Origin of the sequence: Streptomyces sp. NPDC005303, from assembly GCF_040607335.1 — a bacterium.
Taxonomy (GTDB): domain Bacteria; phylum Actinomycetota; class Actinomycetes; order Streptomycetales; family Streptomycetaceae; genus Streptomyces.
In genome coordinates, this window is the sequence record NZ_JBEXGM010000019.1 from 143843 (window position 1) to 162326 (window position 18484).

Genomic DNA, 18484 nt, shown 5'->3' on the forward strand with positions numbered 1-18484 from the left:
ATCGGGAACCTCGAAGGGCTGAAGGAGCCGGTCATGCACGCTGGACTGAAGATCACCGCGTTCGCCGCCGCGCTGGCCGCGACATTCGGTACCGCCTACGGCGTGGGCCAGGGCATCGGTCCCGTCATCGACGACGAGCCGCCCGCCCGCCATGACGCGCACATGGGGGGCACCGGCTCAGGGCCATCGGGGGACTCCGGGCACTCGGGCCACGAGTCGCCGCCGGCCGGCGGGCTCCAGATCTCCGAGCAGGGCTACACCCTCGATCTGCGGACCCCGCGCGTCACAGCGGGCCGTACGGCCGACCTCCGCTTCGTCGTCCGGGGTGACGACGGCCGAGCGGTCACCGCCTTCCGGCGGGAGCACGACAAGGAACTCCACTTGATCGTCGCCTCACGCGACCTGACCACCTACCGTCATCTGCATCCCACCCGGGCCGCCGACGGAACCTGGAGCATCCCGGTGTCCCTGCCCAGGGCGGGCGGCTACCGGGTCTTCGCCGACTTCACCCCCGAGAAGGAGGGTGCCGGGAAGCAGGGGGCCGAGAATCTCACCCTCGGCGCGGATCTGGCCGTGTCGGGCACCTACGCCCCGCGGGACCTTCCGGCACCGGACACCCTCGCCGCCACCGACGGCTACGAGGTGAAGCTCGGCGGAGCTCTGCGCCCCGGAGCCGCCCGCGAACTGAAGCTGACGGTGTCCCGGGGCGGCCGGCCGGTCACCGACCTCCAGCCCTACCTCGGCGCCTACGGCCACCTGGTCGCCCTGCGCTCCGGCGACCTCGCCTACCTCCACGTCCATCCGAACGGCGAGCCCGGTGACGGCACCACCGCAGCCGGCCCGGACATCTCCTTCACGGCCACGGCACCCAGCAGCGGCACCTACCGGCTCTTCCTCGACTTCAAGCACGAGGGCGAGGTGCACACCGCGGCGTTCACGGTCCGGGCGGGCGCAGCGGTCGCCGGGCCGCCGGACAAGGCTCCCCACGAGTCGTCCGGCGAGCACGGCCACTGACCCTCAGCCGATGCGAGCCCCCGCGCCCCCGACCCGGACCCGCGGGTCGCCCGCGCGCAGGGTCACCGTGAGCTCACCGGGGCGGCCCAGGTCCTCGCCCTGGAGCAGGGTGAGGACGGCGTCCTCGGGGACCAGGCCGAGATCACGGGCGTACGCACCGAACGCCGCGGCCGCGGCACCGGTCGCCGGGTCCTCGACGACACCGCCGACGGGGAACGGATCACGGACATGGAAGACGGTGGCCGACTCCCGCCACACCAACTGGACCGTGGTCAGGTCCAGTCGGTGCATCAGGGCTTCGAGGCGGGCGAAGTCGTACGCCAGGTCCGCGAGGCGCGCGCGGGTCGCCGCCGCCAGGACGAGGTGGCGGGCACCGGCGAAAGCGATGCGGGGCGGGAACGCCGGGTCGAGATCGCCGGCCGGCCAGTCGAGCGCGGCCAGCGACTCCGCGAGGTCGGCGTCCGAGACCTCCTCGACATGCGGTGCGACGCTGGTGAGCGTGGCCCTGACCGTCCCGCCTTCCTTGGCCACCGACACCGGCACGGTCCCGGCAGGGGTGGCGAACACCAGCTCACCCGGGCCGATCCGCTCCGCCAGCGCGACGGCGGTCGCGACGGTGGCGTGCCCGCAGAACGGCACCTCGGCCTTGGGGCTGAAGTACCGGATGGTGAACGCCCGTCCCTTCGGCCCGTCCAGTCCCTCGGGGGGCGCGGTCAGGAAGGCGGACTCCGAGTAGCCGAGTTCTGCGGCGATGGCCAGCATCTCGCCGTCGTCCAGGGTCGAGGCATCCAGTACGACGCCGGCGGGGTTGCCGCCCTCGGGGCTGCTGGAGAAGGCGGTGTATCGCAGGACCTCGGGGCGCGGCGCGTTCGTCGTCATGTCGCGGCAACGTGAGACCGCGCGTCCGCTATTCCGGGCCACGTCGAGTGGCGGGTCCTCAGCCGAGCGCCCGGTCCAGGTTGAACGCCGCGCTGATCAGGGCGAGGTGGGTGAACGCCTGCGGAAAGTTGCCCTGTTGCTCCCCGGTGTTGCTGATCTCCTCGGCGTACAGACCCAGATGGTTGGCGTAGGTGAGCATCTTCTCGAAGGCCAGGCGTGCCTCGTCGATCCGCCCGGCGTGCACCATGGCCTCGACGTACCAGAACGAGCAGATCGAGAAGGTGCCCTCGTCGCCGCGCAGGCCGTCGGGGCTCGCCGTCGGGTCGTAGCGGTAGACGAGGGAGTCCGACACCAGCTCCTCGGTCAGTGCGTCCAGCGTGGACAGCCACTTGGGGTCGGTCGGCGCGATGAACTTGGTCAGCGGCATCATCAGGACGGCGGCGTCGAGGACGTCGCCGTCCTCGTGCTGGACGAACGCCTGCCGGGTCTCCGACCAGCCGTGGTCCATGATCCGCCGGTAGATCGTGTCGCGGCACTCCCGCCAGCGGTTGAGGTCGGCGGGCAGGCCGCGCCGGTTGGCCATGCGGATCGCCCGCTCGATCGCCACCCAGCACATCAGACGCGAGTACAGGAAGTTCTTGCGGCCGCCGCGGGTCTCCCAGATGCCCTCGTCGGGCTGGTCCCAGTACTCGCACACCCACTCCACCAGCGTGCACACGTCGTCCCACTGGTCGCTGGAGATCGGCTTGGCCCACTTGTCGTAGAGGTAGATCGAGTCGATCAGGGCGCCGTAGATGTCGAGTTGGAGCTGGTCGGCGGCCGCGTTGCCGACCCGGACCGGCGCGGAGCCCCGATGCCCCTCCAGATGCGGCACTTCACGCTCCGTCAGATCGGTGCGGCCGTCGATGCCGTACATGATCTGGAGCGGTCCCGAGGGGCCGTGTTCGACCGGGTTGACGTGCCGGATGAGGAAGTCCATGAACTGCTCGGCCTCGCTGGTGAAGCCGAGCCGCAGCAGGGCGTACACACAGAAGGCGGCATCGCGCACCCACACGTACCGGTAGTCCCAGTTGCGCTCGCCGCCGAGCTGCTCGGGCAGGCTCGTGGTCGGCGCGGCCACGATGGCGCCGGTGGGCGCGTAGGTGAGCAGCTTCAGGGTGAGGGCGGAGCGGTGCACCATCTCCCGCCAGCGGCCCCGGTACTTGGAGGCCGACAGCCAGCGCCGCCAATAGGCGACCGTGCTGCTGAACTGCTCCTCGGCCTCGGTGTGCGCGCACCGGCGCGGCGTCACCTCGCCGCCCACCTGGTCCAGCGCGAAGACCGCCGACTCGCCCTCGGCGAGCTTGAAGTCGGCGCGCACGTCCGCCCCTTCGGTCTCCAGCGGCACGGTCGCGGTCAGCCCCAGCGACAGTTTGGGGGACTCGAAGACCGCGACGTCACCGACCATGCGCAGGGTGTGCGGCTGGGCGCCGTAGTCGAAGCGCGGCGCCACGCGCGTGCGGAACGGGATCGAACCGCGCACACACACCACCCGCCGGATCAGCCGGTGCCGCTCGGTCTCCACCATGTCACCGTCGACCGGCATGAAGTCCTGGACCTCGCCCACGCCGTCCTCGGTGTAGAACCGGGTGATCAGGACGTTGGTGTCGGGGAAGTAGAACTGTTTGGTCCGGGCAGGCACGGTCGCCGCCAGCTCGAAACGACCGCCGCGCTCCGCGTCCAAAATCGACGCGAAGACGCTCGGCGCGTCGAAGGACGGACAGCAGTACCAGTCGATCGTGCCGTCGGTCCCGACCAGCGCGACACTTCGCAGGTCGCCGATCAGACCGTGCTCGGCGATCGGCAGGTAGCCCATGTGATCCCTGGCTGATCCGCTCATCGCAGCCTCCTGCGGATCAGCCTAGGCAGGTTCGGCCACAGGTGTCAGGGGAACGGCCGTCACGCCGCGCGGACCCGCGACCCCACCTCTTCGAACCGCCGGTCAGCCTCATCTCCTTGCATGTGAATGCTTGATTATGCTCGAAAACTCGCGGTATCTTGCAAGAACAAGCAAAGCTACGGAGGGGTACGGCATGACCCATGTCGAGGACGAGCTGACCAGCCAGCCCGAGTGCTGGACCCGGGCCGCGACCGAGGCCGCACGCCACTCCGCCGCGCTGCCGGCAGCCGGGGAGCGGGTCGCGATCGTCGGATGCGGCACGTCGTACTTCATGGCGCAGGCGGTGGCGGCGCTGCGGGAGGACGCGGGCCAGGGTGAGACGGACGCCTTCGCCGCGTCGGAGTTCCCGCGCGGCCGCTCGTACGACCGTGTCCTCGCCCTCACCCGCTCGGGTACGACGACCGAAGTCCTCGACCTGCTCAGCCAGTTGAAGGGGCGCACCCGCACGACGGCACTCACCGCCGACCCCGACACCCCCGTCATGGCCGCCGCCGACGAGGTCGTCGTCCTCGACTTCGCCGACGAACGCTCCGTCGTCCAGACGAGGTTCGCGACCACCGCCCTCACCCTGCTCCGCGCCCACCTGGGCCTGCACACCGACACCGTCGTCGCCGACGCCCGCACCGCACTCGCGACGCCCCTGCCCGAAAGCCTCGTCGACTGCGCGCAGTTCACCTTCCTCGGCCGGGGCTGGACGGTGGGACTGGCCAACGAGGCCGGACTGAAGATGCGCGAGGCCTCGCTCGCCTGGACCGAGGCCTACCCGGCGATGGAGTACCGGCACGGCCCCATCAGCATCACCACCCATGGCACCGCCACCTGGATGCTCGGCGAGGCGCCCGAGGGGCTGGCCGAACAGGTGCGGGAGACCGGCGGACTGTGGGTGCCGGGCACCCTCGACCCCCTCGCCGAACTGGTCCGCGTGCAGCGCCTCGCGGTGGCCGTCGCCGCGGCCCGCGGCCTCGACCCGGACCGGCCCCGTCACCTGACCCGCTCCGTGATCCTCGCCCGCCCCTAGGAGACGTCGTGCCCCTGGTCACCACCGGCGAGCTCGTCGCCCGCGCCGCCACCGCCCGCTCCGCCGTCGCCGCCTTCAACATCATCACCCTGGAACACGTCGAGGCCGTCATCACCGGCGCCGAGTCCCTGGACGCCCCCGTCGTCCTCCAAGTCAGCGAGAACGCCGTCAAGTTCCGCTACGGCCGCCTCCTCCCGCTCGCCCGCGCCGCCGTCACCGCCGCCGAACGCGCCGCCGTACCCGTCGCGTTGCACCTCGACCACGTCCAGAGCGACGACCTCCTCCGCCAGGCGCCCGACGCCGGCTTCGGCTCCGTGATGTACGACGCGGCCCACCTGCCCTACGCCGAGAACCTCGCCGCGACCCGGGCCGCCGCAGACTGGGCGCACTCCCAAGGGCTGTGGATCGAGGCGGAGTTGGGGGAGGTGGGCGGCAAGCCCGGCCGGCCCCCGCTGGACGCCCACGCCCCTGGCGCCCGCACCGACCCCGACGAGGCCCGCGCCTTCGTCACCGACTCCGGTGTGGACGCCCTCGCCGTGGCCATCGGCAGCGCCCACGCGATGACCGAGCGCACCGCCACCCTCGACCACGACCTCCTCAAACGCCTCTCCACCACCCTGGACGTCCCCCTCGTCCTGCACGGCTCCTCCGGAGTCCGCGACGAGGAACTCACCGCCGCCGTCGCGGGCGGCATCGCGAAGGTCAACGTCGGCACCGCGCTGAACATCGCCATGACCGGCGCGATCCGGGAGTTCCTGGCGGCTCACCCCGAGGCGGTGGACTCCCGCACCTATCTGAGTGTCGGGCGGGACGCCATGGCCGAGGCGGCCCGGCGGATCATCCAGCTGCTCGGGCGGTGAGGACGGGCTGGTAGAAGCCGCCGGCGGCCGGATCGTGCCAGCGCACGCCGACGAAACCGGCCGCCGTCACGAACTCCGTCAGCTGTGCGCGGGTCAGCGCCCAGGAGGTCGTACGACGGACCCGGACGGCCCAGTCGTCCCCGCCGCCGGAGCTCAGCTGGAAGTACTCCTGGTCGTAGCGCTCGCCGTCCTCGTGCCAGTGCCACAGCTGGAAGGTGATCATCCGGCCGCCGGAGCTCTCGGAGACCTGCGGAGGCGCGGCCCCGGGCCTGGTCCGGCGGATCTCGTCGTAGTCCCTGAGGGTGAGCAGCAGCAGACCCCCGTCCCGCAGTACCCGCCGCATGTCTGCCAGCGCGGTCGCCACATCGGAGGCCGTCAGCAGATGCGCCAGCGAGTTGTCGGCGCAGACGACCACGTCGAACACGGACGACACGAACGGCAGCCGTCGCATGTCCGCGGCGGCCGCCGGCAGCCGGGCGCCGCGCGCCGTCGCCTCGGCAGCGGCACGCCTGGCCGCGACGGGACTGAGATCGCTGCCGACGACCTGGTGCCCGGCCAGCGCCAGCCCGATCGCCTGGGTCCCGATCCCGCACGAGCAGTCCAGGACCCGGTGGGCCCCCGGGCCGAGGAGAGCACCCAGCGCCGCCGCCTGACGGGCCATGCTCGCGTCCCAGTCCGCGAAGATCCGGTGGTAGTCCGGAGCCAGCGAGTCGTAGAAGTCCCGCGTCGAGGAATCAGTCACTCGACCTTTTTACCGCCTTGAGCACCACGAACTTCGGGTCACTGGCGACCAGTTGGCTGTTCCCGAACAGCTTGCGCAGCTTCACGTGGTACCCGAGATGCCGGTTCCCGACGACCCACAGCTCGCCACCGGCCCGCAGTGTCCTGTGTGCATCGGTGAACATCCGCCAGGCCGTCGCGTCGGTCGTCGCCTGGTGGGAGTGGAAGGGCGGGTTGTTCAGGACGAGGTCGACGCTGCCCGCCGGGACCCCCGACAGACCGTCTCCGACGCGGAACTCCGCATGCGCCGGCACGCCGTTCGCCTTGTACGTCCCCTCCGCCGAGGCCACGGCCTGGAAGGACTCGTCGACGAACAGCACCTCGGCCTCGGGGTTGGCCAGGGCCACGGCCGTACCGACGATTCCGTTGCCGCAGCCCAGGTCCACGATCCGCTGGGAGCCGCGGCTGTCCGGGAGGTGCTGGAGGAAGAACCGGGTGCCGATGTCGAGCCGGTCCGCGCAGAAGACGCCCGCGTGGTTGACGACGGTCCGTCCGGAGGCGGCACCGATGCCGTCCGGGAGGGCATAGCCGTACGGCCACGGGTTTGCGGGCGGCCGTACCAGCGAGGGCTTCGGAGTGCAGAAGATCAGCCGGGCCTTCTTCTCGGCGAGCGAGGTGCGGGTCGGCCCGAGGATCCGCTCGAAGAGCCGGAGCGTAGAGGTGTGGATCTCCTTCACCATGCCGGTGCCGACCACGACCGTGCCCTCGTGCACCGCGGGCGCCAGCCGCAGCAGCTGGTCCTCCAGCAGGGCCAGGCTCTTCGGCACGCGCACGAGCAGGACGTCGACGCGTCCGGGCGGCGGGTCCTGCGTGGTGAGCAGCCGCACGCTGCCCGGCTCGACGCCTGCGCGTCCGAGGTTCGCCCGGGTCGCCTCCTGGCTGAGGAAGGAGTCGGTGATCTGCACCGGCCGGTGCGCCGCCAGCGCGGTGACCAGGGCACCCCAGCGGTCCCCGACCACGACTACGGTCCCGGACAGCGCCACCCCCTCGTCCGCGAGATGCCTCAGCAGATACTCGTCGGAGGCGTCCCAGGCGCGCAGCTGGTCGCGCGGGTCCTCGGGGAAACGGGTGAGGGCGAGCTCGCCCCAGGGCGTCGTCATTCGGTCGTCCATCGTGCGTCCAGGCTATCGGAGCCGCAGCTCAGGCCCCTCGGGCAGGATGGAACCCATGGAAGCCGAGCTGTTCCCCCGAGCCCGTACGGAGGTCGCGCCGGGTGCGGTGCACGTGCCGGACTGGCTGGCCCCGGCGCGGCAGCGGGAGCTGCTGGCGGCCTGCCGGGAGTGGGCGCGGCCACCGGCCGGACTGCGCACGGTACGCACCCCGGGCGGCGGCACGATGACCGCACGCCAGGTCTGCCTGGGCCGGCACTGGTATCCGTACGCCTACGCCCGCACGGTCGTCGACGGCGACGGGGCACCGGTGAAGCCCTTCCCGCCCTGGCTGGGCGAGCTGGGCCGGGAAGCCGTGCGCGACGCCCTGGACACCGACGCCTCCGGATACGACATCGCGCTGATCAACTTCTACGACGGTGACGCCCGCATGGGCATGCACCGCGACAGCGACGAGAAGTCGGACGCGCCCGTGGTCTCCCTGAGCCTCGGCGACACCTGCGTCTTCCGGTTCGGCAACCCCGAGACCCGGACCAGGCCGTACACGGACGTCGAGCTGCGCAGCGGCGACCTGTTCGTGTTCGGCGGCCCGTCGCGGCTCGCGTACCACGGGGTGCCCCGTGTGCATCCGGGCACCGCGCCGCCCGAGTTGGGGCTGACGGGGCGGCTGAACATCACGCTGCGGGTCAGCGGCCTCTAGGCCGGGCCGGCGTACGGATCATGGGAGACTCGCCCTCATGAGCGGCAAGGCGGACCCCCGGCCGGCGGGGGAAGGGACCACCTCGAGGGCGCGGCTGGACCGGGGGCGCGGTGCGCTCGGGCCCGCGCTGGAGCTCGTACACACCGGGCGTGCGCCCACCCGGGCCGTGCTCACCGCCGAACTCGGGGTGACGCGGGCGACGGCCGGTGCGGTCGCCGCGGAGCTGGAGGCGCTCGGGCTGATCCGGGTCGACGCCCGGCCCACCGCGGCCGCCGGTTCGCAGGGCAGGCCCTCGCACCGGCTCGCGGTCGCCGAGGACGGTCCGGTCGTGCTGGCCGCCCAGGTGCACGCGGACGGCTTCCGGGCCGCGCTGGTCGGTCTGGGCGGCCGTATCGTCGCCACCGCTCCCGGCTGCGAGACCGTCGACGCGGACCCGGCGAAGGTCCTCGGGTCCGTCGTGGAGGCGGGCGCCGACCTGTTGCGCACGACCGGCAGGCGCTGCGTGGGCGCCGGACTCGCCGTGCCGTCCGCGGTCGCCGAACCCGACGGCCTCGCCCTCAACCCGCTGCACCTGGCCTGGCCCGCGGGCGCCCCCGTCCGCCGCATCTTCGGCGAGTGCGTGCGCGCCGCCGGCATCACCGGACCGGCCTTCGCGGGCAACGACGTCAACCTGGCCGCGCTCGCCGAGCACCGGCACGGCGCGGGCCGCGGCGCCCGGGACCTGCTGTGCGTGGCGACCGGCCACCGGGGCGTGGGCGGGGCGCTGGTGCTCGACGGGCGTCTGCACACCGGGAGTTCGGGCCTGGCCCTGGAAGTCGGCCATCTCACCGTGAACCCAGAGGGCCGCCCCTGTTACTGCGGCAGCCGGGGCTGTCTGGACGTCGAGGCCGACCCGCTGGCCCTGCTCACGGCCGCCGGACTCGACCCCGGCCCCGAACAGTCCCTGCTCCGGCAGGCCGACGACCTCGTCCGCGACCACTACGACGACCCCGCCGTCCGCGGGGCGGCCGAGTCGCTGATCGACCGCCTTGGCCTGGGCCTCGCCGGTCTGGTCAACATCCTCAACCCGGACCGGATCATCCTCGGCGGCCTCCACCGCACCCTCCTGGACGCCGACCCGGGGCGCCTGCGGGCCGTCGTGGCCGACCGCAGCCTGTGGGGCCAGAGCGGCGGCGTCCCCATCCTGGCCTGCACCCTGGACCACAACAGCCTTGTCGGAGCGGCCGAGTTGGCGTGGCAGCCGGTGCTGGACGATCCGCTGGGGGCACTGACCCGTGGTTGAACTGCTGGAGGCCGAGGGGCTGCGCCTGGTCGAGGTGGCACCCCCGGTGGTCCCGGCCGAGGCCCGGACGGCCATGGACCGCGTGTGGGACGAGGCGGTCCTGGCCAACCCCGCTCTCTTCGACGGTCCGGTGGCGGTCTGCGCGGGGCTCTCGCGGCAGGCCCCGGACGATCTGCTCATCTCCTGGTCCCGCGTCACCTATCGCTACTTCGTCCTGCGCCGTGTCCCGGGCGCCACGGCCGTGCGGTCCCTCTTCGTGAGCGTGGTGCAGCCGACCGAGGACGGACGCCTGCTCGTGGGCCGTATGTCCTCGGCCACCGCCGCGCCCGGCCGCTGGCAGTTCCCCGGCGGATCGGTGGAACCACCCACCGGCGACGAGCCGCTGGACGAGTACGCGCTGCGCCGCCACGCGGCCGTGGAGCTGGCCGAGGAAACGGGCCTCGACGTCCCGGCCGGTGACCTCACCCGCTGTCTGGTCACCCACTGCGAGGACGGACAGGTCGGTGTCCATTACCTGGCACCGCCGGTGCCCGCCGCCCTTCTCGAGGAACGCTTCATGGCTCTGGTCGCCGCGGAGACGGCCCGCGGGCGCGCCCCGGAGCTCGACCGGATCGCGCTGGTCGGTTCACCGGCCGAACTGCCGGACCTCACCGGTCCGCACGTCACCTACCTCGAACCCGTCGTCCGATGGGCGAACCGCCCAGTAGGCTCATGACATGCGGATCTCCGTCTCCTCGGACATGGACGAACCAGTCGCGCGCACCCTCCTCGACGAACTTCGCGCGCGGGGCCACGAAGTCGTCGCGTACGGCGCCCTGAACCCCGGAGCCGACCCGCAGTGGGCCGTCTGCTCCGAGGCCGCGGCCCGTGAGGTGACCGCGGGGACGGCCGACCAGGCCATCGTGTGCTGCTGGACCGGCACCGGAGCCTCCATCGCCGCGAACAAGGTCCCGGGCGTACGGGCCGCCCTGTGCACGGACGCCTACACCGCGGACGGCGCCCGCCGCTGGAACGACGCCAACGTTCTCGCGCTCAGCCTCCGCCTCACCTCCGAGCCGCTCCTCAAGGAGATCCTCGACGCCTGGTTCACCGCGGTGGTGAGCGAGGACGCCGAGGACCGGGAGAACGTGGCCCGGGTGGTACGCCTGGACGCCGGCCGGGCCTAGCAGCGCGCGCCAGGTCAGGCGCTGAGCGCGCCCGCCACCTTCAGCTGCTCGTCGTCGATCAGCCGGCGCACCGACTCCAGTACGGCGGTCTCCGGTTCGTAGCGCGGGGCGTAGCCGAGGAGGGTCCTGGCCTTCTCGATGGTGAAGCACTGGCTGCGGTGAAGATGCTCCCAGCTCGCCTCGGCGTGTTCCGGGGCCGTGGTCCTGCGGAACTCTTCCCAGGTCACCGGCTCCAGCGTCGCGGTCCGACCGAACCAGCCGGCGGCGATACGGGCGTACCCGCGGACGTTCAGCGCGGTGGGGGCCACGATGGTGAAGTCCTCGCCCGCCGCCGCGTCCCGCTGCTCGATCGCTCGCTCGAAGGCCTGCGCCACGTCGTCCGCGTGCACATGGTGCATCAGCTCCACACCGCTGCCGGGGATCCGCAGCGGCTGTCCCGCCGAGAGCGTGTACCAGACAGCGGGGTCGAGGCTCCCCAGCGGGCCGATCGGGTGCCAGCCGGGACCGACGATGTGCCCGGGGTGCAAGGACGTGGTCACCAGGCCCCCGGAAGCGGTCTCCTCCTTCAGCATCCGGGCGATCCGGTCCTTCTGGACGCCGTACTCCCCGACGGGCGGCGTGCCGGTCGTCTCGGAGATCGGCAGCTTGTCGGCGGGACCGTGGCGCCACACGCTGCCGCAGTGCAACAGGTGCCCGACCTCGCCGCGCAGCCCCTCGACCAGCGCGGCGGCCGAGTCCAGGGTGAAGCAGACCAGGTCGACGACGACATCCGGGCCCAGCCCGGCCACCCGGCCCCCGAAGGTCCCCTCGCCGTCCTCCTGCTCCCGGTCGGCGACCACCTGACGCACGTGTTGCCATTCGGGAGCCTCGGCGTAGGCGGTGCGTGTGCCACGGCTGATGTTGATCACTTCGTGGCCGGCCCGCACCAGACGGGGGACGAGGAAGGTGCCGATGTGGCCGCTTCCGCCGATGACGACGACTCGCATGCTGTTCCCATCAGTCTCAGGCAGGCAGTGCCAGGCAGGTCAGTGTCAGGTAGGAGTATCCGACGGCACCGGAAGACGTTCGCGCCGGGGGACCACGCCCGTGCCGTAGCCACGGGTGAGCGGCGTCAAGGCCCGTTCCACTCCACGGCCAGGGCTCGACCGGGGTTGTCGGTGAGGATGCGTCGCACCATTTCCTCGCCCAGCTCGACCGCAAGCCGCGGACGCACCCGGCGCAGCAGATACGGCATCCCGGGGCCCCCGTCGACGGACCGCGCGGCCGCGGTGGTGGTGTCGCCGCCGAGGAGCAGACGGTCTCCGTGGCCCGCCTCGGCGAGGTGCCGTACGGCGTCCGGCATCCGCCAGTCCGTGGCGTGGTTGGCACGCGACGGCCCGTCGAAGGCGAGGTAGCAGCCCGAGGCCGCGGCCTGGCGGTGCACGGTGAAGTCGGGGGAGCGGTTGAGGTGCCCGAGGATCACCCGTTGCGGCGGCACCCCCAACTCCCCGCACAGCAGGTCGAGTACGTCCAGCGCACCGGTCCCCAGCTCCAGGTGGACGGCGATCGGCGCCCCCGTAGCGTGGTGGGCCTCGGCCGCCGCGGACATGGTCCAGCGGGCGTGCGCGTCCAGGGCGTGGAAACCGCCCGCCACCTTGATCAGCCCCGCGCGGACCCCCGACACCCCGATGCCCTCGGTCAGTTCGGCGACGAACACCTCGGCCAGCCTGCCGCGCAACCCGGCGAGCGTGGCGTCGTCGTAGTGGACGGCCTGGTGCAGCCCGGTCGCGGCGACGATCCGCACCCCGGTCTCCCGCGACAGCGGCGGCAGATCCGCGGCCCGCCGCCCCAGCCCGTACGGCGTCCACTGCACCACGGCGGCACCGCCCTGCGCGGCGAACGCCGTCAGCTCGGCCCGCGCCGCGGACAGGCTCCGCAGTTCCTGCCCGGGCAGTCGGGGACTGGCGAAGAACAGATGGTCGTGAGCGTCGCACACCCCGAGCCGCTCGGCGGGGACATCGCCGGCCACCGTGCGGACCGCGGCCGCCCTCACCACTGCCGTCCCCGCGGCAGCAGCCCCCGCTCCGGCTCCGACACGTGCAGCACCTCGAACACCTCGCCGTCCGCCTCGGGTGACTCCTGCGTCCACAGCGAGAAGTGGACGAGCTCCCAGCGGGCGGTGTCCACGGCCGCCGCCGCCGACACCGCGCCGTCCTTCCCGGCCAGCCGCTCCGTCTCGCCCACCGCCTCCGCCATCACCTCGGCCAACTCCACGCCCTCGGCCACCGGTTGACGCCGTCGCACGGCCAACCGGGCGGGAGAACCCGCGGCGCCGCCCTCCTCGTACGACAGCCCCGTCCACTGGCGCACCGACGGCCGCCCGAAGTCGTCGCTGAGCCCCTGGAAAGCGCCTCCCCACAGGAAGGTGTTCATGCCCTCCATGGTGTTCCAGAGGTAGAAGGGGGCGTACTGGTTGACGGGCGAGCCGTTCACCCCGCGCTCGCGCATCAGGTACGTCTTGAAGCCGAGCCCGTCCCAGTCGTCCAGCAGATGCCCGATCCGGGCCACGCGGGCGCGGACGACGTCCATGTCGTAGTCGGACGGCAGGGTGAGCTCGTACTGCATCGCGTGCATCCGGCGCCTCCTCAGGCGGGGTGGTCCTCGGGGGCGACATGCGTGCCCCAGTCGGTCGTCGTGCCGTCCTCGGCGGCCTCGACGACCGCGAGATGGGTCATGAAGGTGCGTGGCCCGGCCCCGTGCCAGTGCCACTCGCCCGGCTCGATCCACACCGTGTCGCCCGCGCGGATCGGCTCGACGGCACCGCCCCTGCGCTGCACCAGCCCCTTGCCCTCCAGGACATGCAGCACCTGGCCGTGCGGATGCCGGTGCCACGCGGTGTGCGCGCCGGGCGCGAAGTGGACGTTGAACATCCGCAGCCGGGACGGGGCGGGCGGCGCGGCGACCTCGTCGAACCACACCGCCCCGGTGAAGTTCTCCGCCGCTCCCCGGCGGGTCTCGGGGCGTTGCCGGGTGATCTGCACGTGGATGAACTCCCTTACTTCGACGGGGGCGTGAGCAGTGACAGCAGACCGCGCACGCCCGTGTCGAACGCGGCGGGCGAGCCTGAGGCGCGGGCGAGGACATAGCCGCCCTGGACCGTCGCGAGCACGGTCGCCGCGATCTCCTCGCCGTCCAGCGAGGCCGCGAACTGGCCCTGTTCCTTGCCCTCTTCGACGATCCCGGCGATGCGCTCCCGGATCCGGTCGATCGTCTCGTCGACCGGCGCGCGCAGTTCGTCGCTGGCGACGACGTCCGGGTCCATGGTGAGCCGGCCGATCGGACACCCGCGCAGCACGTCCCGCTCGCGCCGCAGATACGCCTCGATGCGCTCGTACGGTGTGCCGGGGCCGCCGAGTGCCTCCTCCGCGGTGGCGCGCAGCTCTTCGGCGGTCCTTCGGATTGCGGCCAGGGCGAGGTCGGGCTTGCCCTTGAAGTGGTGGTACATGCTGCCCTGTCCGGCGCCGGCGCGCTCCAGGATGGCCTTGGGGCTGGTCCCGACGTAGCCGCGCTCCCACAGCAGCTCACGCGTGGACTCGATCAAGCGGTCCGAGGTGCTCATACCCGCACTGTACATACTAGTAGTTACAGAAGTCGAGACCCGCGAGGAGCAGCCGGAACAGGCCCGCGTACTCCCCGCGATGTACACGGACTGCCGCTGGCCGTACGACGACCCGACCCCCTCCCCGGAGCCAGTCTCGAAGCATCACCGAACGACAGCTTCAGGAACTCTGGGAGATGAACCGACATGCAGACTCTCGCGAACTGGGACGGCGGCCCGGGCCCGTGGATCCTCTTCTTCCCGCTGATCTGGGCGGCCGTCGTGCTCGGCGTCGTCACCGTCCTGCGCCGCACCGCCTGGCGCGGCCGCCGCGGACCGTGGCGCGCCATGGCCGACACCGGTCCCTCCGGTGACTCGCCGATCGCCGTGCTCGGCCGCCGCTTCGCCTCCGGCGAGATCGACGAGGACGAGTACTGGCGCCGGCTGTCCGTCCTGGACGAGCAGTTCGGGCGCACGTCGGGCAAGGGCGGTGCGGCATGACCGCCACGGCCACCACGACCGTTCCGCCGAGCACGCCGTCGGCCGCCCGCGTGGTCGACGCCGTGAAGGTGTACGGCAGCGGTGACACCGGTGTGAGGGCCCTGGACGGGGTGAGCGTCGACTTCCCGGTCGGCCGCTTCACCGCGATCATGGGGCCCTCGGGCTCCGGCAAGTCCACGCTCATGCACTGCGCGGCCGGCCTCGACACGCTCACCGAGGGATCCTCCTACATCGGCGACACGGATCTCGGCTCCCTGGACGACCGTCGCCTGACCCTTCTGCGCCGGGACCGCGTCGGCTTCGTCTTCCAGGCGTTCAACCTGGTGCCGACGCTGACCGTCGAGGAGAACATCCGGCTGCCGCTGGACCTCGCGGGCGGCAGGGGCGACCCTGAGTGGATCGACGCCCTGATCGACGTCGTCGGCCTGCGGGACCGGCTCCGTCACCGGCCCGCCGAACTCTCCGGCGGGCAGCAGCAACGCGTCGCGGTGGCCCGGGCGTTCGCCGGCCGGCCCGACGTCGTCTTCGCCGACGAGCCCACCGGAAACCTCGACTCCCGCTCCGGCGGCGAGGTCCTCGGCCTCCTCGGCAGGACCGTGCGCCGGACGGCCCGCACAGTCGTCATGGTCACCCACGACCCGGTCGCCGCGGCCCACGCCGACGAGGTCGTCTTCCTCGCCGACGGACGCCTGGTGGACCGTATGGAAGCCCCGACCGCCGAGAGGGTCCTAGACCGCATGAAGGCCTTCGACGCGCCGCGACGGACAGATTCGCCGCAACGGACAGAGGCGCCCTCCCGAGCAGGGGCGCCCTCGCGAGGGCAGGCCCTCTCGGAGCCGAAGCCGCCCTCGCGCACCCGGACGGAGCGGCCCTCATGAACGCCGCCCTCCGCCTGAGCGCGTCCTCCCTGCGGGCCCACCAGCGGCGCTTCGCCGGAACCTTCCTCGCCGTGTTCCTCGGTGTCGCCTTCCTCGCCGGAACGCTCGTCATGGGCGACACCCTCCGCGCCGGCTTCGACACCATGTTCGGCAACGCGACCGGCGGTACCGACGCCGTGGTCCGCAGCGCCGGGGCCATCACCACGCCGGGGGAGAGCGAGGGGGTGCGGGAGCCGGTCGCCACCGATCTGCTCAGGACCGTCGAGCAGGTCCCCGGCGTCGCGGCCGCCGCCCCCGACATCCAGGGCGCCGGGCAGCTGGTCGGCGCTAACGGCAAGCCCATCGGCGGCAAGGGCCCGCCCACCATCGCCGGCAACTGGATCGACGATCCGAAGCTCAACCCGTATCGACTCGCCGAGGGCCGCGCGCCGGAGAAGACCGGCGAGGTCGTCGTCAACCGCGGCACCGCCGAAAAGGGCGACCTGAAGATCGGCGACACGACGATCCTGCGTACCCCCGACCCGGTCCAGGTGACCATCGTCGGCCTCGCGACCTTCGGCGGCGAGGACGGCATGGCCCAGGTGACCTTCACCGGCATGACCCGGGCCGACGCCGAGAAATACCTCACGGCCAGGCCCGGCGAGGCATCGAGCATCCAGGTGCGGGCCGGTCCCGGCGTCAGCCAGCGGGAACTCGTCCAACGGCTGACTCGCGTACTGCCCAAAGGTGTTGAGGCGATCACCGGTCAGGAGTCGACCGAGGAGAACACCGACATGATCTCGAGCCGGTTCCTGGGCGTCTTCACGACCCTGCTGCTGGTGTTCTCGGGCGTGGCCCTCCTGGTCGCCACCTTCTCCATCCACAACACCTTCGCGATCGTCGTCGCCCAACGCACCCGCGAGAACGCCCTGTTGCGGGCCCTCGGTGCCTCCCGTCGCCAGGTCACCGTGTTGACCCTGACCGAGGCGAGCGTCGTGGCCGTGACCGCCTCCGCCGCGGGTCTCGCGGGCGGCATCGGGATCGCCGCCGGCCTCCAGGCGCTGTTCCCGGCGATCGGATTCCCCTTCCCCGAGGGCGACCTGGTGATCAGCGCCCTGTCGATGCTGCTGCCGCTTGCGGTCGGCGTCGTGGTCTGTCTGGGCTCCGCGCTCCTGCCCGCCGTACGCGCGGGCCGTACCGCACCTCTGGCCGCACTGCGGGAGACGGCCGTCGACCAGTCGGGCGCCTCCCGGGTCCGGACGGTCACCGGCGGGGGACTGGCGGCACTCGCGCTGGCGGTCACCCTCACCGGAGTCCTGGTCTCGCCGTCCATCTGGCTCGCGGGAACCGGAGCGGTCCTGGCCCTCGCCGCGTTCGTGGTCCTCGGCCCGGTCGCCTCCACGGCAGCCGTACGGGTCCTCGGCGGCCCCCTCGACCGGCTCCGTGGCGTCACCGGGTCCCTCGCCCGGCGCAACGCGCTGCGCAGCCCCAGGCGGACGGCCGCCACCGCGAGCGCGCTGATGATCGGCGTGGCCGTGGTCTCGCTGTTCACGGTGTTCGGGGCGTCCCTGAAGGCCACCATGGACCAGACCGTGTCCCGGTCCTTCGCGGGCGACGTCGCTGTCAGCACCCCGTCGTTCGGCGCTGGCGGCAGTGGCCTGAGCCCGCGGCTCGCCGGAGCCGTCCAGCAACTGCCCGAGGTGGACACGGCCGTGGGCCTCGGGCGAGGTGTCGCCGAAGTCGACGGCGAGGGGAGGGCGTTGACCGTCACGGACCCGCTCGCACTGGAGCGCACCTTCGACCTCGGCAAGGTGCGGGGCTCCCTGGGTGACCTCGGCACCGACGGCATCGCCATCACCTCGACGGAGGCCGAGAAGCAGGGCCTCAAGACCGGCGACAAGACCCGACTCACCTTCACCGACGGCGAGAAGGACACCTTCACGGTCCGCGCGGTCTACGGGCGGTCCGAGCTGGCGGGCGACTACGTCATCACCCGCGCGGCCTGGGCCCCGCACCGCACGCAGGACTCCGACACGCTGGTCGCGGTCTCCTTCCGGGGCGGCGTGAGCACCGGCGCGGGCAAGGCGGCGGTGGAGAAGGTGGCGGCGCGTTACGGCCATCCCGAGGTGCAGACCCGCGACGAGTACGCGCAGTCCTCGGCCGGCGGCATCGACATGATGCTCACGCTGGTCTACGCGCTGCTCGCCCTGGCGGTCCTCATCGCGCTGCTGGGCATCGCCAACACGCTGACCCTTGCCATCCACGAGCGCACTCGTGAACTGGGTCTGCTGAGGGCCGTGGGCCAGACCCGTTCCCAGCTCCGTGCCATGGTCCGCTGGGAGTCGGTCCTGGTCGCCGCCTTCGGCACGGTCGGTGGACTCGCCCTCGGCGCCTTCCTGGGCTGGGTCCTGGTCAAGGCCTCGGACGGCACCAGCGACAGCACCTTCGCCTTCGCGATGCCGCCCCTACAACTCGCGGTGGTCGCCCTCGTGGGCCTCGCCGCGGGAGCCCTCGCGGGCCTACGCCCGGCCCGGCGCGCCGCACGCCTCGACGTATTGCGTGCGATCGCTACCGAGTGAGTCGGGCAGGAGCCCAGCCGGTCGCTGGGCCGGGGCTGGGTCGGCGGGGGCGCGTCGGTGTCGGGACGTCGCATGTACGGGAACCTTGCGGGCCTGTGCCCGGCCTTCCGCGCCGTACGCCTCGACGTGTTCATGCCGGGCTGCAGGTAGCCGCCGGAGTCGTAGGACCCCGGCTTGAACCCGTACCAGCTGGTGAACAGGGGGTCGTTGTATCCGCGGGCGG

19 protein-coding genes are annotated in these 18484 nt (G+C 72.4%); 10 read left to right on the forward strand and 9 right to left on the reverse strand.

Annotated elements, in window-relative coordinates; all coding sequences use genetic code 11:
- The first annotated feature begins 33 nt into the window (after positions 1 to 33).
- Positions 34 to 1014, forward strand: a complete 981-nt coding sequence (locus ABZT93_RS25315; RefSeq protein ID WP_356108461.1) for a hypothetical protein — start codon at positions 34 to 36, stop codon at positions 1012 to 1014.
- Between the two features lie 3 nt (positions 1015 to 1017).
- On the opposite strand, the gene ABZT93_RS25320 is transcribed toward ABZT93_RS25315, so the two are convergent.
- Both ABZT93_RS25320 and ABZT93_RS25325 read right to left on the reverse strand, forming a co-directional pair.
- A complete protein-coding gene (locus tag ABZT93_RS25320; protein ID WP_356108464.1) occupies positions 1018 to 1893 on the reverse strand; it encodes a PhzF family phenazine biosynthesis isomerase in 876 nt (291 codons plus the stop codon).
- Between the two features lie 58 nt (positions 1894 to 1951).
- Positions 1952 to 3772 carry a glycoside hydrolase family 15 protein gene (locus tag ABZT93_RS25325; protein ID WP_356108466.1) on the reverse strand — a complete coding sequence of 607 codons (1821 nt, stop codon included), beginning with the start codon at positions 3770 to 3772 and terminating at the stop codon, positions 1952 to 1954.
- Positions 3773 to 3965: 193 nt separating this feature from the next.
- Here ABZT93_RS25325 and ABZT93_RS25330 point away from each other — a divergent pair, with 193 nt between their 5' ends.
- Positions 3966 to 4850 carry an SIS domain-containing protein gene (locus ABZT93_RS25330; protein ID WP_356108468.1) on the forward strand — a complete coding sequence of 295 codons (885 nt, stop codon included), beginning with the start codon at positions 3966 to 3968 and terminating at the stop codon, positions 4848 to 4850.
- An 8-nt stretch (positions 4851 to 4858) separates the two neighbouring features.
- Positions 4859 to 5710 carry a class II fructose-bisphosphate aldolase gene (locus tag ABZT93_RS25335; protein ID WP_356108471.1) on the forward strand — a complete coding sequence of 284 codons (852 nt, stop codon included), beginning with the start codon at positions 4859 to 4861 and terminating at the stop codon, positions 5708 to 5710.
- On the opposite strand, the gene ABZT93_RS25340 is transcribed toward ABZT93_RS25335, so the two are convergent.
- Positions 5688 to 6452: a class I SAM-dependent methyltransferase gene (locus ABZT93_RS25340; RefSeq protein WP_356108473.1), complete on the reverse strand. Its 765-nt coding sequence runs from the start codon at positions 6450 to 6452 to the stop codon at positions 5688 to 5690. The genes ABZT93_RS25335 and ABZT93_RS25340 overlap by 23 nt on opposite strands.
- Positions 6445 to 7590 (reverse strand): methyltransferase, encoded by a 1146-nt coding sequence (locus tag ABZT93_RS25345; protein ID WP_356108476.1) that lies wholly within the window; start codon positions 7588 to 7590, stop codon positions 6445 to 6447. The genes ABZT93_RS25340 and ABZT93_RS25345 overlap by 8 nt, the downstream gene beginning before the upstream one ends.
- A gap of 67 nt (positions 7591 to 7657) precedes the next feature.
- Here ABZT93_RS25345 and ABZT93_RS25350 point away from each other — a divergent pair, with 67 nt between their 5' ends.
- From ABZT93_RS25350 to ABZT93_RS25365, 4 genes are read left to right on the forward strand one after another with little or no spacing between them, the layout of a single operon-like run.
- Positions 7658 to 8299, forward strand: a complete 642-nt coding sequence (locus ABZT93_RS25350; RefSeq protein ID WP_356108479.1) for an alpha-ketoglutarate-dependent dioxygenase AlkB — start codon at positions 7658 to 7660, stop codon at positions 8297 to 8299.
- A 37-nt stretch (positions 8300 to 8336) separates the two neighbouring features.
- Complete coding sequence (locus ABZT93_RS25355; RefSeq protein ID WP_356108482.1) at positions 8337 to 9581, forward strand: ROK family protein; 1245 nt, start codon at positions 8337 to 8339, stop codon at positions 9579 to 9581.
- Positions 9574 to 10296, forward strand: coding sequence for an NUDIX hydrolase (locus ABZT93_RS25360; RefSeq protein WP_356108485.1), 723 nt, complete (start codon positions 9574 to 9576; stop codon positions 10294 to 10296). Before ABZT93_RS25355 ends, ABZT93_RS25360 begins: the two co-directional genes overlap by 8 nt.
- Position 10297: 1 nt before the next feature.
- Positions 10298 to 10747 (forward strand): RpiB/LacA/LacB family sugar-phosphate isomerase, encoded by a 450-nt coding sequence (locus ABZT93_RS25365; RefSeq protein WP_356108488.1) that lies wholly within the window; start codon positions 10298 to 10300, stop codon positions 10745 to 10747.
- A gap of 14 nt (positions 10748 to 10761) precedes the next feature.
- On the opposite strand, the gene ABZT93_RS25370 is transcribed toward ABZT93_RS25365, so the two are convergent.
- From ABZT93_RS25370 to ABZT93_RS25390, 5 genes are all read right to left on the reverse strand, one after another.
- Positions 10762 to 11733 carry an NAD(P)-dependent oxidoreductase gene (locus tag ABZT93_RS25370; protein ID WP_356108491.1) on the reverse strand — a complete coding sequence of 324 codons (972 nt, stop codon included), beginning with the start codon at positions 11731 to 11733 and terminating at the stop codon, positions 10762 to 10764.
- Between the two features lie 125 nt (positions 11734 to 11858).
- Positions 11859 to 12782 carry a phosphotriesterase gene (locus ABZT93_RS25375; RefSeq protein WP_356108494.1) on the reverse strand — a complete coding sequence of 308 codons (924 nt, stop codon included), beginning with the start codon at positions 12780 to 12782 and terminating at the stop codon, positions 11859 to 11861.
- Positions 12776 to 13360, reverse strand: a complete 585-nt coding sequence (locus ABZT93_RS25380) for a DUF4865 family protein (protein ID WP_356108495.1) — start codon at positions 13358 to 13360, stop codon at positions 12776 to 12778. Before ABZT93_RS25380 ends, ABZT93_RS25375 begins: the two co-directional genes overlap by 7 nt.
- 11 nt (positions 13361 to 13371) lie before the next feature.
- Complete coding sequence (locus ABZT93_RS25385; RefSeq protein WP_356108498.1) at positions 13372 to 13767, reverse strand: cupin domain-containing protein; 396 nt, start codon at positions 13765 to 13767, stop codon at positions 13372 to 13374.
- 14 nt (positions 13768 to 13781) lie between these two features.
- On the reverse strand, positions 13782 to 14345 hold the full coding sequence (locus ABZT93_RS25390) for a TetR/AcrR family transcriptional regulator (RefSeq protein ID WP_356108500.1): 564 nt from the start codon (positions 14343 to 14345) through the stop codon (positions 13782 to 13784).
- Between the two features lie 186 nt (positions 14346 to 14531).
- Between ABZT93_RS25390 and ABZT93_RS25395 the strand changes: the two genes are divergently transcribed.
- The 3 genes from ABZT93_RS25395 to ABZT93_RS25405 are packed head-to-tail and all read left to right on the forward strand — an operon-like array spanning position 14532 to position 18261.
- Entirely contained in the window at positions 14532 to 14825 is a 294-nt protein-coding gene (locus ABZT93_RS25395; protein ID WP_356108503.1) for an SHOCT domain-containing protein, read from the forward strand.
- The gene (locus ABZT93_RS25400; protein WP_356108506.1) at positions 14822 to 15703 is read left to right on the forward strand and encodes an ABC transporter ATP-binding protein; all 882 of its coding nucleotides are present in this window, start codon (positions 14822 to 14824) and stop codon (positions 15701 to 15703) included. Before ABZT93_RS25395 ends, ABZT93_RS25400 begins: the two co-directional genes overlap by 4 nt.
- Positions 15700 to 18261 (forward strand): FtsX-like permease family protein, encoded by a 2562-nt coding sequence (locus tag ABZT93_RS25405; RefSeq protein WP_356108509.1) that lies wholly within the window; start codon positions 15700 to 15702, stop codon positions 18259 to 18261. The genes ABZT93_RS25400 and ABZT93_RS25405 overlap by 4 nt, the downstream gene beginning before the upstream one ends.
- The last annotated feature ends 223 nt before the right edge of the window (positions 18262 to 18484 follow it).

Coding starts and splice junctions, on each gene's coding strand:
- ABZT93_RS25405 (WP_356108509.1), top strand. CDS start 15,700: ATGAACGCCGCCCTCCGCCTGAGCGCGTCCTCCCTGCGGGCCCACCAG.
- ABZT93_RS25355 (WP_356108482.1), top strand. CDS start 8,337: ATGAGCGGCAAGGCGGACCCCCGGCCGGCGGGGGAAGGGACCACCTCG.
- ABZT93_RS25380 (WP_356108495.1), bottom strand. CDS start 13,360: ATGCACGCGATGCAGTACGAGCTCACCCTGCCGTCCGACTACGACATG.
- ABZT93_RS25365 (WP_356108488.1), top strand. CDS start 10,298: ATGCGGATCTCCGTCTCCTCGGACATGGACGAACCAGTCGCGCGCACC.
- ABZT93_RS25315 (WP_356108461.1), top strand. CDS start 34: ATGCACGCTGGACTGAAGATCACCGCGTTCGCCGCCGCGCTGGCCGCG.
- ABZT93_RS25345 (WP_356108476.1), bottom strand. CDS start 7,590: ATGACGACGCCCTGGGGCGAGCTCGCCCTCACCCGTTTCCCCGAGGAC.
- ABZT93_RS25390 (WP_356108500.1), bottom strand. CDS start 14,345: ATGAGCACCTCGGACCGCTTGATCGAGTCCACGCGTGAGCTGCTGTGG.
- ABZT93_RS25325 (WP_356108466.1), bottom strand. CDS start 3,772: ATGAGCGGATCAGCCAGGGATCACATGGGCTACCTGCCGATCGCCGAG.
- ABZT93_RS25400 (WP_356108506.1), top strand. CDS start 14,822: ATGACCGCCACGGCCACCACGACCGTTCCGCCGAGCACGCCGTCGGCC.
- ABZT93_RS25330 (WP_356108468.1), top strand. CDS start 3,966: ATGACCCATGTCGAGGACGAGCTGACCAGCCAGCCCGAGTGCTGGACC.
- ABZT93_RS25350 (WP_356108479.1), top strand. CDS start 7,658: ATGGAAGCCGAGCTGTTCCCCCGAGCCCGTACGGAGGTCGCGCCGGGT.
- ABZT93_RS25395 (WP_356108503.1), top strand. CDS start 14,532: ATGCAGACTCTCGCGAACTGGGACGGCGGCCCGGGCCCGTGGATCCTC.
- ABZT93_RS25320 (WP_356108464.1), bottom strand. CDS start 1,893: ATGACGACGAACGCGCCGCGCCCCGAGGTCCTGCGATACACCGCCTTC.
- ABZT93_RS25370 (WP_356108491.1), bottom strand. CDS start 11,733: ATGCGAGTCGTCGTCATCGGCGGAAGCGGCCACATCGGCACCTTCCTC.